Origin of the sequence: Actinosynnema sp. NPDC002837 (assembly GCF_040295345.1) — a bacterium.
Taxonomy (GTDB): domain Bacteria; phylum Actinomycetota; class Actinomycetes; order Mycobacteriales; family Pseudonocardiaceae; genus Actinosynnema.
The window spans coordinates 81,526-99,223 of sequence record NZ_JBEOVG010000024.1 but is presented as its reverse complement, the minus strand read 5'-3'; the positions used below and the strand labels follow the sequence as shown (position 1 = coordinate 99,223).

General features: G+C 70.5%; 12 protein-coding genes and 1 tRNA gene. 4 read left to right on the top strand and 9 right to left on the bottom strand.

The annotated features are described in order from the left end of the window. Positions 1–161: 161 nt before the first annotated feature. Complete coding sequence (locus ABTZ99_RS19145; protein ID WP_499612665.1) at positions 162–2,048, top strand: acyl-CoA dehydrogenase family protein; 1,887 nt, start codon at positions 162–164, stop codon at positions 2,046–2,048. Between the two features lie 215 nt (positions 2,049–2,263). On the opposite strand, the gene ABTZ99_RS19140 is transcribed toward ABTZ99_RS19145, so the two are convergent. Further along, positions 2,264–3,409 (bottom strand): ROK family transcriptional regulator, encoded by a 1,146-nt coding sequence (locus ABTZ99_RS19140; protein WP_498775221.1) that lies wholly within the window; start codon positions 3,407–3,409, stop codon positions 2,264–2,266. A gap of 177 nt (positions 3,410–3,586) precedes the next feature. Here ABTZ99_RS19140 and ABTZ99_RS19135 point away from each other — a divergent pair, with 177 nt between their 5' ends. Next, positions 3,587–7,852 (top strand): GH92 family glycosyl hydrolase, encoded by a 4,266-nt coding sequence (locus tag ABTZ99_RS19135; protein WP_499612663.1) that lies wholly within the window; start codon positions 3,587–3,589, stop codon positions 7,850–7,852. A gap of 11 nt (positions 7,853–7,863) precedes the next feature. Here the strand turns inward: ABTZ99_RS19135 and ABTZ99_RS19130 are convergent, their stop codons facing one another. Both ABTZ99_RS19130 and ABTZ99_RS19125 read right to left on the bottom strand, forming a co-directional pair. Next, positions 7,864–8,772, bottom strand: a complete 909-nt coding sequence (locus tag ABTZ99_RS19130; protein ID WP_498775189.1) for a cation diffusion facilitator family transporter — start codon at positions 8,770–8,772, stop codon at positions 7,864–7,866. A 43-nt stretch (positions 8,773–8,815) separates the two neighbouring features. Then, on the bottom strand, positions 8,816–10,411 hold the full coding sequence (locus ABTZ99_RS19125) for an SDR family oxidoreductase (protein ID WP_499612661.1): 1,596 nt from the start codon (positions 10,409–10,411) through the stop codon (positions 8,816–8,818). A gap of 65 nt (positions 10,412–10,476) precedes the next feature. On the opposite strand from ABTZ99_RS19125, the gene ABTZ99_RS19120 reads away from it, so the two are divergent. Then, positions 10,477–10,551: transfer RNA gene (locus ABTZ99_RS19120), tRNA-Arg, on the top strand. A 114-nt stretch (positions 10,552–10,665) separates the two neighbouring features. Here the strand turns inward: ABTZ99_RS19120 and ABTZ99_RS19115 are convergent. The 3 genes from ABTZ99_RS19115 to ABTZ99_RS19105 form a co-directional block, all read right to left on the bottom strand. After that, entirely contained in the window at positions 10,666–10,797 is a 132-nt protein-coding gene (locus ABTZ99_RS19115; protein ID WP_499612659.1) for a hypothetical protein, read from the bottom strand. Positions 10,798–10,907: 110 nt separating this feature from the next. After that, a complete protein-coding gene (locus tag ABTZ99_RS19110; protein WP_499612657.1) occupies positions 10,908–11,240 on the bottom strand; it encodes a winged helix-turn-helix transcriptional regulator in 333 nt (110 codons plus the stop codon). 176 nt (positions 11,241–11,416) lie between these two features. Then, on the bottom strand, positions 11,417–12,778 hold the full coding sequence (locus tag ABTZ99_RS19105) for an IS4 family transposase (RefSeq protein WP_499612655.1): 1,362 nt from the start codon (positions 12,776–12,778) through the stop codon (positions 11,417–11,419). Between the two features lie 124 nt (positions 12,779–12,902). Here ABTZ99_RS19105 and ABTZ99_RS19100 point away from each other — a divergent pair, with 124 nt between their 5' ends. Continuing rightward, on the top strand, positions 12,903–13,517 hold the full coding sequence (locus tag ABTZ99_RS19100) for a hypothetical protein (protein WP_499612653.1): 615 nt from the start codon (positions 12,903–12,905) through the stop codon (positions 13,515–13,517). A 61-nt stretch (positions 13,518–13,578) separates the two neighbouring features. Here the strand turns inward: ABTZ99_RS19100 and ABTZ99_RS19095 are convergent, their stop codons facing one another. The 3 genes from ABTZ99_RS19095 to ABTZ99_RS19085 form a co-directional block, all read right to left on the bottom strand. Further along, the gene (locus tag ABTZ99_RS19095; RefSeq protein WP_499612651.1) at positions 13,579–13,713 is read right to left on the bottom strand and encodes a hypothetical protein; all 135 of its coding nucleotides are present in this window, start codon (positions 13,711–13,713) and stop codon (positions 13,579–13,581) included. 530 nt (positions 13,714–14,243) lie between these two features. Continuing rightward, a complete protein-coding gene (locus ABTZ99_RS19090) occupies positions 14,244–15,188 on the bottom strand; it encodes an acyltransferase domain-containing protein (RefSeq protein ID WP_498775195.1) in 945 nt (314 codons plus the stop codon). Positions 15,189–15,275: 87 nt separating this feature from the next. Beyond that, entirely contained in the window at positions 15,276–17,693 is a 2,418-nt protein-coding gene (locus tag ABTZ99_RS19085) for an OmpL47-type beta-barrel domain-containing protein (RefSeq protein ID WP_499612649.1), read from the bottom strand. Positions 17,694–17,698 lie beyond the last annotated feature (5 nt).

Here is a 17,698-nt window from a genome sequence, read left to right as displayed (position 1 = left end):
GTCGCCCGGCGCCGGGCGACCCACCCGCCGTTTCGCGTCACCCGACTGGGGCTACCCGCCGGTAGTAGCGTGGTAGGCCCAGTCCGCGAGGTCGCGTCGACCGTTCCAGGCGACCGAGCCGCCGTCTGCGGAGCAGCGGCAATCCGACACGGAGGTCAGCGATGACCGCAGTGGATCCCGATCGGCACGTCGACGAGAGCACCGCCCGCAAGGTGGCCGAACAGGCCCGCGAGACCCGGTGGCGGCACCCCAGCTTCGGCCGCGAGCTCTTCCTCGGCCACTTCCGCCTCGACCTGATCCACCCCCACCCCAGCGGCTCGGCCGAGGACCGCGAGCGCGGCGAGACGTTCCTCACCGCCCTGCGCGAGTTCTGCGAGCACTCCGTGGACGGCGCGGAGATCGAGCGCGACGCGCTCATCCCCGACCACGTGCTGACCGGCCTCAAGCAGCTCGGCGCGTTCGGCATGAAGATCAAGCGCGAGTACGGCGGCCTCGGCCTGTCCCAGGTCTACTACAACCGGGCGTTGATGATGGTCGGCTCGGTCAGCCCGGCGCTGGGCGCGATGCTGTCCGCGCACCAGTCCATCGGCGTGCCGCAGCCGCTGGCGATGTTCGGCACGGACGAGCAGAAGCGGGAGTACCTGCCCCGCTGCGCGACCGGTGAGATCAGCGCGTTCCTGCTCACCGAGCCGGACGTGGGCAGCGACCCGGCCCGCCTGGGCACCACGGCCACGCCCACCGACGACGGCTACGTGCTCGACGGCGTGAAGCTGTGGACGACCAACGGCGTGGTGGCCGACCTGCTGGTGGTGATGGCGCACGTGCCGGACAAGGGCATCAGCGCGTTCGTGGTCGAGGGCGACTCGCCCGGCATCACGGTGGAGAACCGCAACCGGTTCATGGGCCTGCGCGGCCTGGAGAACGGCGTCACCCGGTTCCACCGGGTCCACGTGCCCAGGGCCAACCTGATCGGCAAGGAGGGCGCGGGCCTGAAGATCGCGCTCACCACGCTCAACACCGGGCGGCTGTCGTTGCCCGCCCTGTGCGCGGGCGCGGCGAAGTGGAGCCTGAAGATCGCCCGCGAGTGGTCGGCGCACCGCGTGCAGTGGGGCCGGCCGATCGGCGAGCACGAGGCCATCGCGGGCAAGATCGCCTACATCGCGGCCACCGCCTACGCGCTGGAGGCCGTGCTCGACCTGTCCAGCGAGCTGGCCGACGCGGGCGGGCACGACATCCGCATCGAGGCGGCGCTGGCGAAGCTCTACGGCTCGGAGATGGCCTGGCTGGTCGCGGACGAGCTGGTGCAGCTGCGCGGCGGGCGCGGCTACGAGACCGCGGCGTCCCTGGCCGCCCGCGGCGAACGCGGCGTGCCCGCCGAGCAGATGCTGCGGGACCTGCGGATCAACCGGATCTTCGAGGGCTCGACCGAGATCATGCACCTGCTCATCGCCCGGGAGGCGGTGGACGCGCACCTCGCCGTCGCCGGTGACTTCATCGACCCCGAGGCCGACGCCAAGCGCAAGGCGCAGGCGCTGGCCAAGGCGGGCGGCTTCTACGCGAAGTGGCTGCCGACGCTGGTGGTCGGCAAGGGCCAGGTGCCGCGCGCCTACGCCGAGTTCGGGCCGCTGGCCGGGCACCTGCGGTTCGTCGAGCGGTCCAGCCGCAAGCTGGCCAGGCAGACGTTCTACGCGATGTCGCGCTGGCAGGGCCGGCTGGAGCGCAAGCAGCGGTTCCTGGCGCGGATCGTGGACATCGGCGCGGAGCTGTTCGCCATCAGCGCGGCGTGCGTGAAGGCGGCGGCGGACGGCGACCGGGCGGTCCGGCTGGCGGACGCGTTCGCCGCGCAGGCGCGGGTGCGGGTGGACGAGCTGTTCGACCGGTTGTGGCGCAACTCCGACGACTCGGACGCGAGGCTGGCCCGGCACGTGCTGGACGGCCGGTTCACGTGGCTCGAGGAAGGGGTGCTGGACCCGTCCGGCCCGGGGCCGTGGATCGCGGACTCGACGCACCGGGCGTCCACCGCGGAGAACGTCCACCGCACGACGTAGTTAGTACACGGGGCAGGTGTTTGCGGGCGCGGCACCTGCCCCGTGGCACGGTCGAAAGGGGACCACGTCCCCCGTACTCCCCTTTCGACTCCCCTAACTACAGCGGAAGGAACAACACCCTCCAGGAGGAGGTTCCTGTCACGCTACGTCGTTACTGGCGAGTTGAGACCTACAACTTTCGAGTGAATCAGCAGGTGAGAGTCACTCGACTACTCTCAGAGAGTCACGCTGCCTCGCCGGTCGAACACGAGCTCGCGCGCCGACCGCAACCCGATCGCGATGGCGCCGCTGAGCACCGCGCCGTCACCCAGCTCGCCCGCCACGATCCGCGGCGCGAGCGGCGTCATCCGCCGCAGCGCGGCCTCCATCGGCTCCTGCAGCAGGTCGGTGTTGCTGCCGATGCCGCCGCCGAGGACCACCAGCTCGGGGTCGACCACCGCCACCACCGAGGCCACCACGAACGCCAGCCGCTCCGCCTCGTCGCGCACCGCGAGCAGCGCCCGTTCGTCACCGGCCTTCGCCGCCGCGAACACCTCCCGCGCCGACCGCGCCGCCAGACCGCGCTGCTTCGCCAGCGCCACCACGGATTCCGCCGCCGCGGCGGCCTCGACCTGGCCGCGCTGCCGTCCGTCCTCTTCGGACTGACCGGTGTAGGGCAGGTAGCCGACCTCGCCCGCCGCGCCGTGCGCGCCGCGGAACAACCGGCCGTCCACCACGATCCCCATCCCTATCCCGGTGCCCACGGTGACGCACACGAACACGTCGACGTCGCGCGCCACCCCGTAGGCCTGCTCGCCGACGGCGGCGAGGTTCGCGTCGTTCTCCACGACCAGGCCCGCGCCGAGCGCGGCCTCCAGGTCGTCCAGCAGGCCCGGTCGTTCCCAGCCGGGCAGGTTCGGCGCGTGGTGCAGGGTCCGGTCGCGCGGGTCGGGCACGCCGGGCGTGCCGACGACCTTCACCACCAGGTCGGCCGGCGTCAGCCCGGCGTCGGACACCGTGCGCTCGGCCAACTCCCGCACCGTGCGGACCAGGGCCGTCGCCGAGCGGCACCGGTTGCGCTCGTCGGACCGCGCGATCACCGAACCGGCCAGGTCCGCCACCGCCACCCGGATCCGCTGCCTGCCGATGTCGACGCCGAGCACGTGGCCCGCCGCGGGGTTCGGCTCGTAGACCACGGCCGACCGGCCCGGTCCCGCCGACGTGCGGCCGATGGGGCGCACCAGGCCGTGCTGCTCCAGGTCGAGCAGCGCCTGGCCGATGGTCGGCTTCGACAGGCCGGTGTCCTTGGCGAGCTGCGGCCTCGTCGCCGGACCGCCCTCCCGCAGGCGGTCGAGCACCGCGCGCTGGTTGAGCACGCGCATCCCCGCGGGGGTGCCCACCTGGGGCGAGTTCGGGGCCGTCACGGTGAGTGAGTGTAGATCGGGTGGAGCAGCACCCGGACAGGCTTGCGGACAAGTTGCGCGGCCACTCTTGACAACGATGTCAGCTGGCCCTTTGCTTCGCTAAAGATCGGGTCGGTACGGCGAAGGGCGTGCGCAATGGGGCACATGCGGGGCAGGAGATCGCTGGTGGTCGTCTCGACCATCGCACTGGCGCTGGGGAGCGTGGGAGGCTGGAGCTCCGCGACCGCCGCACCGGGGGAGCCAACCGTGAGCGAGACGCTCTTCGCCACGTCGTTCGAGGACGGGCAGCCGCAGCCGACCTGGACGAGCACCGTGGAGACCGGCCCGGACGGCACGCCGAAGACGTCGGGCGTCGACGGCTCGGACTCCACCGGCATCCCCGGCAACGTCACCGACCGCGTGGTCGACGTCGTGGCCAACTCCGAGAACTCCGGCGCCGGCGAGGTGGCGGCCAACCTGGTCGACGCCAACGTGGCGTCGAAGTGGCTCACCTTCACGCCGACCGGCTGGGCGCGGTTCACCTTCAACGAGCCCGTCGCGGTCAAGCGCTACGCGATGTCCTCGGCCAACGACGCGCCCGAGCGCGACCCGAAGGACTGGACGCTGCGCGGCTCCCACGACGGCACGACGTGGACGCCGGTCGACGCGCGCACCGGCGAGGCGTTCGCCGAGCGGTTCCAGACCAAGGTCTACGACCTCGCCAACACCGAGGCGTTCAAGCACTACCAGCTCGACATCTCCGCGACCGCGGGCGGCGTGAACCTCATCCAGCTGGCCGAGGTGCAGTTCTCCGACGGCTCCACCACCCCGCCGGCGAAGAACATGCGCACCACCGTGGGCAAGGGGGCCAACGGCGGGTACAACGCCAAGGCGGGCGCCGGGTTCACCGGCGTGAAGGCGTTGCGCTACCAGGGCACGCACGTCGCCGAGGGCCGCGGCTACTCCTACAACAAGGTCTTCGACGTCGACATCCCGGTCACGTCGACCACCGAGCTGTCGTACCTGATCTTCCCGTCGTTCACCACGGACGACCTGAACTACCCGGCCACGTTCGTGTCGATCGACCTCGCGTTCGCCGACGGCACCTACCTCAGCGACCTCGGTGCGCGCGACCAGCACGGCTTCGAGCTGTCACCGCGCGGCCAGGGCGCGGCGAAGTCGCTGTACACCAACCAGTGGAACCGGATCGCCTCGGTCATCGGCGCGGTGGCCGCGGGCAAGACGATCAAGCGGATCCTGGTGGCGTACGACAACCCGAAGGGACCTGCCGGTTTCAACGGCTGGGTCGACGACGTCCAGGTGAAGTCCGCGCCGGTCGTGGTCGAACGGCCGCGCCCGTCGGACTGGGTGCTGACCAACCGCGGCACGAACTCCAGCGGCTCGTTCTCGCGGGGCAACAACTTCCCGGCCACCGCGGTGCCGCACGGCTTCAACTTCTGGTCGCCCATGACCAACGCGGGCTCGATCAGCTGGCTGTACGAGTACGCGAAGAACAACAACCGGGACAACCTGCCGACGTTGCAGGCGTTCACCGCGAGCCACGAGCCCAGCCCGTGGATGGGTGACCGGCAGACGTTCCAGGTGATGCCGACCGCAGGCACGCCGACCGCCGACCGGGCGGTGCGCGCGCTGCCGTTCAAGCACGAGAACGAGGTCGCCAAGGCGCACTACTACGGCGTGCGGTTCGAGAACGGGATGCGCACCGAGATCGCGCCGACCGACCACGCCGCGCTGTTCCGCTTCACGTTCGTGGACGACACCTCGAACCTGGTGTTCGACAACGTCAACAACAGCGGCGGGCTCACCCTCGACCCGGCGTCCGGCGTGGTGACCGGCTTCTCCGACGTCAAGAGCGGCCTGTCGACCGGCGCGACGCGGCTGTTCGTGTACGGCGTGGTGGACAAGCCGGTGAAGTCGAGCGGTCGGCTGACCGGCGCGGGCCGCGACGACGTGGCGGGCTTCTTCCAGTTCGACACCTCCGGCGACAAGACCGTGACGATGAAGATCGCCACGTCGTTGCTGGGCGTCGACCAGGCGAAGCGCAACCTGGAGCTGGAGGTGTCCGCCTCGGACACGTTCGACTCGGTGCGCGACCGGGCTCAGCAGGCCTGGGACCGGGTGCTGGGCATGGTCGAGGTGGAAGGCGCCTCGGAGGACCAGCTGACCACGCTGTACTCCAACCTCTACCGGCTCTACCTCTACCCGAACTCGGGCTTCGAGAACACCGGCACCGCCGACGCGCCCGAGTACCAGTACGCGTCGCCCGTGCAGCCCGCCGGGCCGTCCACGCCCACCAAGACCGGCGCGAAGGTCGTGGACGGCAAGGTCTACGTCAACAACGGGTTCTGGGACACCTACCGGACCACGTGGCCCGCGTACAGCCTGCTGACGCCCGGCAAGGCGGCCGAGCTGGCCGACGGGTTCGTGCAGCAGTACCGCGACGGCGGCTGGATCTCGCGCTGGTCCTCGCCCGGCTACGCGAACCTGATGACCGGCACGAGCTCCGACGTGGCGTTCGCGGACGCGTTCGTGAAGGGCGTCGACCTGCCCGACGCCAAGGCGGCCTACGAGGCGGCGGTGAAGAACGCGACGGTCGCGCCGCCGAACGCTGGCGTCGGCCGCAAGGGCCTGGACACCTCGATCTTCACTGGCTACACGTCCACCGCCACCGGCGAGGGCATGTCGTGGGCGATCGAGGGCTACGTCAACGACTACGGCATCGCGAACATGGCGAAGGCGCTGCACGAGAAGACCGGCGAGGCGCAGTACCTGGCGTCCTACGAGTACTTCTCGAACCGGGCGCAGAACTACATCCACATGTTCGACCCGTCGACGGGCTTCTTCCAGGGCCGCAACCCCGACGGCACGTGGCGTGTGCCCACCGACGAGTACGACCCGCGCGAGTGGGGCCACGACTACACCGAGACCGACGGCTGGAACATGGCGTTCTCGGTGCCGCACGACGGGCAGGGCCTGGCCAACCTGTACGGCGGCCGCGACGGGTTGGCGAAGAAGCTCGACGAGTTCTTCGCCACGCCGGAGACGGCGAAGTTCCCCGGCTCGTACGGCGGCGTGATCCACGAGATGACCGAGGCGCGCGACGTGCGGATGGGGCAGCTGGGCCACTCCAACCAGGTCTCGCACCACATCACGTACATGTACGACTACGCCGGTCAGCCGTGGAAGACGCAGGAGAAGGTGCGCGAGATCCTGTCCCGGCTCTACCTGGGCAGCGAGATCGGCCAGGGCTACCCCGGCGACGAGGACAACGGCGAGCAGTCGGCGTGGTGGCTGTTCAGCGCGATGGGCTTCTACCCGCTGCAGATGGGCAACGCGACGTACGCGATCGGGTCGCCGCTGTTCAAGAAGATGACCGTGCACCTGGACAACGGCCGCTCGCTCGTGATCAACGCGCCGGCCAACTCCGCGAAGAACATCTACGTGCAGTCGTTGAAGGTCAACGGGAAGACGTGGGACAAGGCGTACCTGCCGCACGCGGAGATCGCGAACGGTGGCGTGCTGGACTTCGACATGGGCTCGTCGCCGTCGCGGTGGGCCACGGGTCCGGACGCCGCGCCGCCGTCGTTGACCACGGGTTCCGCGCCGCCTGCTCCGCTGCGGGACGTGACGCTGTCGGGGACGGTGACCGGGGCGCCCGCGTCGTTGGTGGACAACACCTCGCAGACCTCCGGCGCGCTGTCGTGGTTGCAGGTGGACCTGCCGTCGAAGAAGGAAGACGCGACGTTCTACACGTTGACGTCGGGCAAGGCCGCCGGCGACCCGACCTCGTGGGTGCTGAAGGGCTCGTACGACGGGACGAACTGGACCACCGTGGACGAGCGGTCCGGTGAGGCGTTCGCGTGGCGGCAGCAGACGCGGGCGTTCAAGATCGCCCGACCGGGTCACTACCAGCACTACCGGCTGGAGTTCCCGGGCTCGGTGACGGTGGCGGAGTTCGAGCTGCTGGCCAAGCCGTTCGTGACGTGCTCGAAGTCGGTGACCGGTGAGCACGTCGGGGCGTTGCGCGTGGAGTCGGGCGTGACGTGCGTGGACGGCGCCACCGTGACCGGTCCGGTGACGGTGGCGGCGGGCGCGTCGCTGTACGTGTTCGGCGGGAAGGTCGAGGGTCCGGTGAACGCCACCGGCGCGGCGGCGGTCGTGCTGGTGGAGACCTCGGTCGGCGGACCGGTGAACGTGACCGGCGCGACCGGCCCGGTGTCACTGGAACGGGTGTCCGTCGGCGGGCCCGTGCGGCTGGTGGACAACAAGGGCGGCACGGTCGTCGCCGGCAACACCGTCGGCGGGCCGCTGTCGTGCACCGGGAGCACCCCCGAACCGGTGAACAACGGATGGGTGAACTCGGCGAGCGGGCCCAAGACGGGTCAGTGCGCCGAGTTGTAGGTCCTTCAGGGTCACCAGGAGATTTCGCGGCACCTGCGCGCGGAATCTCCTGGTTCGACCTGGAGCGTGGCGTGCTCGATGTGGTACCGCTCGGCCAGCAGCGCCTGCGCGGCGCGCAGCACGTCGGCCGGGTCCACGTGGTCGCGGGTGGTGAGGTGCGCGGAGGCGACCTCCATGCCCGACGTGAGCGTCCAGACGTGCAGGTCGTGCGCCTCGGCCACGCCGGGCAGGCGGCTCAGGTCGGCCTGCATCTCGGCGACGTCCAGGCGTTCGGGCGCGTGCTGGAAGAGGATCCGCAGCGCGCTCGCGGCCAGCTTGTACGTGCGCGGGAGGACGAAGAGGCCGATCGCGACACCCATGATCGGGTCGGCGTAGCGCCAGCCGAAGACCAGGGTGACGACGCCGCTGACGAGCACGCCGACCGACCCGATGAGGTCGGCCAGGACTTCCAGGTACGCGCCGCGCACGTTGATGCTGTCCTTCGCGCCCTGGCGGAGCAGGAAGAACGAGACGACGTTGGCCGCGAGGCCCGCGGTGGCGGCCAGCACGACGGGCAGGCCGGGCACCTCGGGCGGGTTGCCGAACCGCCCCACGGCTTCGTACACCACGTAACCGGCCACGCCGAACAGCAGCACGGCGTTGGCCAGCGCGGCCAGCACCTCGGCCCGGTAGAGGCCGAACGTGCGGCTGCCGCCCGTTCGCGCGCGGCGGGCCAGCATGATGGCGGCCAGCGCCATGCCGACGCCCAGGACGTCGGTGAGCATGTGGGCCGCGTCGGAGATCAGGGCCAGCGAGCCGGTGGCGATGCCGACGACGAACTCCAGCACCATGAACGCCGCGCCGATGCCGAAGGCGATCCACAGCCGGCCGAGGTGCTTGGCGCTCCCCGACGACACACCGTGGCCGTGTCCGTGACCCATGAGCGGAACATATAGTCACATGCGCATGAGTGCAACTCGACTGTCAGGGGCGCCACAACCGGCCCAGGGCGCGGACCAGGTCGGGTGCGATGCGGTTGCCCAGGTGCGCCGCCTTCGCCTCCATGGTGACGGGTACCACCGCTTTGTGGTGGTCCACCACCTTGAGGACTTCGGCCGCCACCTTCTCCGGCCCGAAGCCGCGCCGCCGGTAGGCCTTCGTCGCTTTCCGGCGCTGTTCGTCCTGCTCGGCCGGGGTCGCGCCGGCGAACGTGAACGTCCGGGTGATGTCGGTGTCGATGACGCCGGGGCAGATCGCGGTGACGGTGACGCCGTGCTCGCGCAGCTCGGCGTCCAGGCACTGGGCGAGCATCAGGACGGCGGCCTTCGTGGTCGAGTAGGCCGACAGGGCGGCGGTCGGGAAGTAGCCCGCCGCGGACGCCGTGACGACGAGGTTGCCGCCTTCGCCCCGGTCGACCATGCGCGGCGCGAAGGCCCGCAGCGTGTGCACGACGCCCCAGAGGTTGACGTCCACGACCCGCCGCCAGTCCTCCTCCGACGTGCGGAGGAACGACCCGGCCAGCCCGATGCCGGCGTTCGCCATCACCACGTCGGGCACGCCGTGCCGTGCCTCGATTTCCGCCGCCACCGCCGTCATCGCGGCCGAGTCCGCCACGTCGACCCGGTACGCGTGCCCACCGACCAGCTCGGCCGTATCCCGCGCCTTCTCGTCGTCGACGTCGAGCACGACCACCTCGGCGCCCTGGTGGGCGAAGGCCACCGCCGTGGCCCTGCCGATCCCGCTACCGGCACCCGTGATGACCGCCAGCCGCTTCCGCCGCTTGCCGTCGATGGCGTCCTCGATGTGCCGTGCGACCAGCTCCGGGTGCGTCCGCGGCGCCCAGTGCCCGGCGCGGATCCGGCTCCGGGTGAGCTCCTCGACCCAGGGCTCCGCCGCCTCCAGGTGCTCCCGCCTCACGTACGGGTCCTCGGTCAACTCGATCTGGTGAACCCGCACGGTGACCTTCGCCGGCTTCCGCCCCCGCCCCACGTTGGCCCGGTACATCCCCAGCCCGTTGACCAGCTCCCGCCGCCCCGCCCGCAACCACTTCCGGACCGCCGGCACCCGCCACACCAGCTCCGCCGCACCGGGCACCTTGAACCCCGCGATGTACCAGGACTTTCCCAACACCTTCGCCACCGTGACCGGCCGCAAGCGATTGCGCCTGACCCAGTCGCCGAGGTGCCCCAGGTCCGGCCCGGAAATGCTGGTGAACGAGAGGAACAAGTCGGGCCGAGCCGCCACCGCCGCCCACCCCTGCAACGACCCCCAGTCGTGCCCGACCAGGTGAACCGGCCCACCTACCGCCCCCACCACCGCCACGAGGTCCGCGACCAACCGCTCCAGCCGGTACCCCTGACTCCCACCCCCGACCGGCGCCCCCGACCCACCGGTCCCCCTCACGTCGTACCGAACCACCCGGAACCGCTCCCCCAGCCTCTCCGCCACCCCCTCCCAGACCTCTGACGTGTCCGGGAACCCGTGCACCAACACCACGGGAACCGCCCCACCCACCCCACCTTCGACCACCCGAATCGCCAGGTCATCCCCCTGCACCACCCGCTCACCCCACGTCTGCACAACCCAAGAGGGTAGGGGGTGAAACCCGCCGGCGGACGTGCGCTAAGCTTCCACCCGTAGCTGCGGCCCCCGTAGCTCAGGGGATAGAGCACCGCCCTCCGGAGGCGGGTGCGCAGGTTCGAATCCTGCCGGGGGCACCACCACGTAAGGCCCTTGACCAGCGCGAAGCCGGTCAAGGGCCTTACTCGTCTGTCCGGCCGTGTCCGGTGACATCCGGCCGCCTACGATGTCTGTGCCCAATACGTCCCAAAGTTCTAGCCCTTCGGCCGGTACCCCAGAGCAGCCTCAACCCGCTGCCGGACCGCTGCCGCCTCCCCGTCCAGGCACTTGGCGTAGATCTTCAACAGCACCTCCGCCGAATGCCCGGCCCACTCTGCGACCGTCACCGCGGGCACTCCCCCGTTGAGCCACGTCGACACCGCCGCGTGCCGCAGGTCGTAGATGAGGCAGGGTGGGACAGGCGGACAGCTCCTGGCCGGTTGGCTGTCCCACCTCGTCAGAGCAGGGGTGCGAAGTAGCGACTAGTGGCGTCCTTGGTGAGCTGGCCGGCGTCGTGCATGCGGGCGCACGTGCGGCGGATGTTCCCGGCGTCCAGCCCCGTACCGGTGGCGATCTGGGCGGGCGTGCTGCCGCTGTGTTCGCGGAGATAGCGCAGGATCGTGACGCGGGTGTCACCGGCGGTGTGATCGATCGCGAGGCCGTCGAGCATGGTCCACGAGCCGTTGTCGGGGTTGAAGCTCAGTGCGTGGCCGGCCTCTTCCACGTCGCGGCCGGTGATGTGCAGGACACCATCGGCGTTGTTCCGCCCGCGTTCGAGCACGATCGCCACGCCGAAGTGGTCTGCGATGCGCTTGGCGCGGCCGACGGCGAGATAGTCAGCGCCCGGAGATGACAATTGGCTCGCACATCCATTCACTGCCCGACAGTGGTGTCGGGCGTGGTGACTGACCAGAGCTCATGTCGGTCGTGGTGGCGTCCTGACGCGTTAGGGTCAATGCCGCGTAGTTAAGGTGGTGGATCGGTTGTCAACCCGGTTGTGATCGTGATGTGGGTGGTCGTGCGGTGGTTGGTGCGGTCGATGCGGCCTTTGGCGCGGTGTTTGGAGATGGCGCGTTTGACCACGCGGGGGCAGGACCGGCTCCGGCGTGGCGGCAGCAGGTTGTCGAGCACGGCCCGACCGATGCGTCCGGCCAGGTCGACCGTGGTGTCGGTGATGATTCCGGCGGCGTGGACGACCTGGTCTCGGGCGGTGTGCAGGGCGACGGTGAACCCGGCCCGGTCCGGTGGGATCGCGGGATGGTGGGCGGTGGCGTCGGCCATGGCGATCCGCAGAGCCTGGTAGGTGACCAGTAGGGCGTGGACCTCCTGGTCGACGCCTTCGGGGGTGCGGGCGCGCAGGACCCGTCCGCCCAGGATGGTCGATTTCAGTTCCAGGTAGGCGGTCTCGATCTCCCAGCGCCGGTGGTAGAGGGCGACGAGGTCGCGGGCGGGGTGGCGGTGGTGGTCGAGCAGGGTGGTGACCAGCCGGTAGTGGCCGGTGTGCCGTGTTCCACCGGTCAGGGTGACGGTGACGTCGGCATCGACCACCCGGACCGCGATGCCGCCCAGCCTGGAGAGCCGGGAGCCGTCGGACAGCACGTCGAGGTCGGGCAGTGGGCGGCCGTTCTTGCAGCGGATCAGCAGGTCCGCCCCGGTGACGGCGATCCCGGTGACCAGGTCGGCGACGGCGAAGTTGCGGTCGGCCAACAGCAGCATCCCCGGCCGCAGGCACCGCAGCAGGCGTGGCACCTGCGTGGTCTCCCCGACCGAGATCGGTCCGAACACCGCGTCGATCACGGTGCGGGTGCCGCAGGCGACCACCGCGACCAGCCGCAGCAGCGGATAGCCCGACCCGCCGTGCGAGCCGGTCTGCCGACCGTAGACGGCCAGGTTCGCCCGACTGTCCGGTATCGACATGGTGGTGCCGTCGATCGCGCAGACCAGTAGCCCCCGCCAGCGGGCGATCCCGGCCGCCGGACCGGCCACCAGGGCGAACAACGCCCGTAACGGGGCCGCCCCGACCCGGCGGCGGGCCTGGGCCAACGCCGAGGACGTCGGCATCGCCACCGGCACCCCGTCCAGACCCGCGACCAGCCTGGCCCACACCTGCCGGTAGCCCACCTCGCCGAACAACCCGGCCGCCAACAGCAGATAGACCACCACCCGGGAGGGCAGATCACGGACCCTGGCCTGCGTTCTGCCGGTCGTGGCCAGGACGTCGTCGACCATCTCGAACGGGACCACCCGGGTCAGCTCACCCAGATGACCCGGCGCGAACCGGCCCCCCGCCACGTTGCGGACAGGGGCGATGACAGACTGGAGATCCAACGGAGTTCCTGCACTTCAGTGATCTTGGTCGACACTGTTCTAGCAGGAACTCCGTTGCCATCTCACCAGCCTTGACAGGCACACCCCGCCCTTAACTAAGCGGCATTGGCGTTAGGGTTCCTCTGTGACGAGGGGTGAGGACGTCAGTCTGGGGATGATGGCCGCGCGTCGTCTGGCTGAGCTGGGTTGCTGCGAGATCGCGCCTGGGTTGACCGATGCGGAGTTCGCCGACATCGAGGGCGCATACGGTTTCGAGTTCGCTGACGACCATCGAGCGTTCCTCGCGGCGGGGTTGCCACTGAACAGCCCTCGCGAGCCGGAACCGGGGGTCAGCTATGCCTGGGAGAAGCCGTGGCCCGAGTGGCGTGACGGCGACCCCGACGAGCTCCATGAGCAGCTCGACTTTCCGGTCGAGGGCGTATTGCGGGCGGTTGAGAGCAGCGGGCACTGGAATCCCGCCTGGGGCGCGCGGCCGGACACCCCTGAGGCAGCGGTGGCGGTGGCTCGACGGTTGTTGGCGGATGCGCCCAGGATGGTCCCGATCTATGCGCATCGGTTTCTGCCGGCAGGACGCGGCACGTTCGGACACCCGGTTCTGTCCATGTGGGGAACGGACATCATCTACTACGGCGCTGACCTGGTCGACTACGTCAACCAAGAGTTCGAGGAACCCCGGCCCGAGCACCCGGACGGCTGGTCGCCGCAGGCCACTGTGTCGTTCTGGCGCGACTACCTGTGACTGCGATACCGGGTTCGACGAAGGACCGAACCGCAGCGTCCCTGTTGACGGTGTGATCGGTTCAGGCATCGCGGTGTCTCCGGCTCGGCATCGTGAGGACGTTGTTGGTCGCGGTTTCGTGGGTGAGTTCGGTGATGACGGCGCAGAGCGTTGTGATCTTGGCTTGGAGTTGTGCTTCAGTGGCTTCCAGCATCACCCCGGCCGAACTCCGCGACCGGTCGTGGTGGAAGGGACCGGAGATCGTGGTGCTCTGCGACGACTACGACCCGGCCTTCCACCACCGGAGGCCCAGGCCCCCCGCCCCACTGATCGAATTCCTCCCCCAGTCCCGCGACCTCGGCTTCCACCTCGTCCTGGCCCGGCACATACCTGGCCCCGCAACCACCGGGTCGCGGCACCTTGGTCCGCAAAGGCCGCAAACCGGTGCTGATCCAGACCGCCCACTTCAACACCACACTCGACCGATAACTTCGGACGTTGAGGCTCCGATCCAAACCTGACGTAGAACGCACTCGGAGCCTGAGCGGCCCGACGAAAACGTGGCACTGCGGAGGTGCCGGTTCGACCCTGTAGACACGAACCGGCACACGACCTGTACACCCAAATCCGCACGTTAGACGCATGATCGCCGAGTGCGCAGGTTCGAATCCTGTCGGGGGCTCCACCACGAAAGGCCCTTGACCAGCGCGAAGCCGGTCAAGGGCCTTAGTCGTCTGTCCGGACGGGCTAGAGCGGGAAGCGGCCGCGGCGCCATTGCCAGTGATGGCCGGCCTTCAGGTGGTCGACGATGGCGCGTTGCAGGGCGGTGCGGCGGGGTAGTTGGTCCAGTGGGGTGGTCAGGGTTCGGAATGCGAAGCGCAGCACTTCGACGTCGGCGTCGAGGCCTTCCGGCTCCTCGTAGGGCTCCAGGTCGAACCTCCGCTGGAACCGGACGATGTTGGAGTCCTCCGGCAGGTACTCGCGCAGCTGCGGGTCGAGCAGCCACGAGCCGCAGGCGAAGGCGGTGAAGTGCTCGTCGGGGAAGTGGCGCGGGAAGAAGGCGCGGGCCTCGTCGAGCGACTCGTCGACCGCCTCCGGGGTCAGCGGCCCCGACTCGGGGACGTGCAGGTCGACGGCGCCGTCGCCGCGCTGGTGCTGCAGCCGGCCCAGCTCGTAGACGCTGCCGCGCGCGTGCAGCGTCAGCCAGCTCTGCATGACCGGCCAGCCCTCGCCGCGCATCCGCCGGTCGATCGCGAGGTTCCGGCCCAGGTCGGCGAGGGTTGCCCACGAGACGGCGTCGGCGATGCCGTGGTCGCGGTGGTACCCCCGGACGACGCCGGTCAGGGCCAGGTACGCGTACGCGTAGAGGTGCCGCCAGGCGGGGCCGCGGTCGCGCGGCAGCTCCGGGCCGGGCGGGAGCCAGCCGTGGCCGCCGAGGTCGGCGCGGACCAGGGCGATCGAGCGGTCGAGGAGCCAGCGCAGCTCCGGGGTCCACAGTGGAGAGCCGGGGTCGGGCCAGCCGGCCATGATCTCGGCGGCGTCGTCCGGCCGCACCGCGAGGCGGTCGAGGATGGCGGGCGCGTCGGCCTTGGCGGGCAGCGGAGCCGACGGCAGGTCGCCGGCGAGCCGGTGCACGCGATCGACGTCCTCGACGGCGACCCCGAGTCGGGCGGCGGTGTCGTCCAGGTCCACGTGGCAGATCCTAGCGACCGGTCGGGTCCGCGGACATGGAGAAGCGGTCGTCCCGGTGGATTCCGGGACGACCGCTTCGACGAGCACCTAGCGCTTGTTGACCTTCAGGACGACGGTCGTGGTGGACGTGGTGTGGTTGGCGTCGCCGTCGTAGACGACGGTCAGCTGCCAGCGACCCGTGCCGAGGGCGGCCGTGTCGATGGCGACGGTGGCGCGGCCGTTCACCAGGGTGGCACGGCCGACTTCCAGGTCACCGCCCGAGATGATGCGGACGACCCCCGTCGGGGTGTGCGGGCCGCCCTCGACCTCGACCCGGGCGGAGGCGTCGCCGCCCGGCTTGACCGCGTCCCGGTTGAGGGTGGCGGTCGTGGTGCTCGCGTCGAGGGTCTCCCGCGGCACGGAGATCGTGTTGACCTGCTCGACGTGGCCGGCCTGGTCGACGGCCCGGTACCGCACCGTCGCGGCGACGTCGCCGAACGGCAGCGGCGAGGTGTACGTCGTCCACGCCGAGTCGCCGACCTGGTACTCGACCCGTGCGACGCCGGAGGTGTCGTCCGCGGCCACGATGATCACGGAACGGGCCGTGCCGTTCCACGAAGCACGGCTGACCGGCGCCTGCGTGTCGACGTGGACCTCCCGGGTCACCGGGCTGGACACGTTCCCGGTCACGTCGGTCGCCCTCGCCTGCACGGTGTGCCTGCCGTCGGTCAGCGTCACCACGTCGGTGGTCCGCCAGCCGCCGTCCACCGCGAGCTCGACCGACTGCACGCCGGTCTCGTCGGCGGCCGTGGCCTTCACCTCGACCGGGATGGTGAACCAGTCGCCGGTCGGCGAGGCGGGCGTCGTGCTCAACGACACCGTCGGGTCCAGGCGGTCGGTCACGATCACCGTCACCACCGGGCGGAGCGCCTGGCCCACCAACGCGCCCTCGACCTGGAACGAACCCCACGACGCGTACCGCGCCGGGTCCACGTCGGCCCAGTCGACCGCGGTCGCCCGGGTCGAGCCGTCCGCGTAGGTCACGTCCACAGTGGACGGCAGCACGGGGGCGACGCCCTCACGGGTGCGCACCGACACCGACGCGACCGACTCGGCCAGCAGGTTCGGCTGCATCGCCGCGCGCAGCACGTCCAGCTCGGCCTGGCTGATCGGGATGACCGTGCCGTGCCGCGGGCTGCGCGGCAGCGCCGAGCCCGGGACCGACGTCCAGACACCGGAGGCGATGTCGTCGGTCCGGAACGCCAAGTACCCCTGACCGCCGTGGTAGCTCGGCTGGTCGATCAGCATGTGCCAGCGCCCCGGCACCACGTTGTCGCGGAACACCGTCGGGCCCTCGCCGCCGGTGAACGTCCCGCCCCACGGGTTGGGCTGGCCGACGCCGATGCGCTCGCGGACCAGGGACCACGGCGAGGACGTCGTGGTCGGCAGCGCCCCGGTGACCGTGGCCAGCAGGTCGGTCGACTTCTCCTGCCGGACCGTCATGGACGCCTCGTCCTTGATGAACCGGTAGAACGTGTCGCCGTCGCGCACCACGGTCGCGTCGATCATGCCCAGACCGGTGCCCCGCTTGACGTCCACCCACGGCTTCGCCTCGCTGAACGTGCGGAAGTCGCGCGTGGTCGCGTACATCATCCGGTTGTAGGAGGTCCGGAAGTCGCGGGAGGTGACGTCGGTCGTCGGGTACAGGTTCGACGCCCAGTAGACGACGTAGTCGCCCGACGCCTCGTCGTAGAACGCCTCGGGCGCCCAGGTGTTGCCCGCGAAGTCCGACGACACCTTGATCATCCGCTGCTCCGACCAGTGCACCAGGTCGGTGGACTCCCACACCACCAGGTGCTTGCTGCCGGACTCCTGCGCCTCGCTGAAGTTGTTGCCGCCGTAGATCTTCAGGTCGGTCGCCAGCAGGAAGAACTTGTCGCCCTCGTGCGACCGGATGAGGAACGGGTCGCGCAGGCCCTTCTCACCCATGGTCGAGGTGAGCACGGGACGGCCGTTGTTCAGCTCGTCCCACGACAACGGGTCGTTGCCCTTCGACGCGGCGAAGTAGATCTTCTCGCCGTCGTCGGTGCTCTCGCCGACGAAGTACGGGAAGAAGTACGCCTCGTGGGCCGCCGGGGCGGGCAGCGGGAGCACGGTGACCGGGATCGTGCGGGTCGCCGTGCCGCCGTTGAGCGTGGCGGTGACGGTCAGGTCCACCGTCACCGGCTCGCTGCCCCGCGCCGGCCGGGTGACCTCACCCGTGCCGGTCACGACGCTCTCGTTGCCCGAGCGCCACGCCAGCGCCGCGCCATGGGCGCCGGTCAGGGGCAGGGTGAGGTTCCCCCGGACGCCGTCGGCGTCGGTCAGCACGACGGCGTCGACCGCCGCCTGCGCCGTCTCCTCCACCGCGTACGAGGCCGTCCGGCCCGGTTCGGCCGCGTGGGCGGTCGTGGCGGTGAGCCCGCCCGCCAGGAGCGCGGCGCCCAGCAGCGCGAGGGTGGTCCGCTTCCGCAGTGCGATCTTCATCCCGT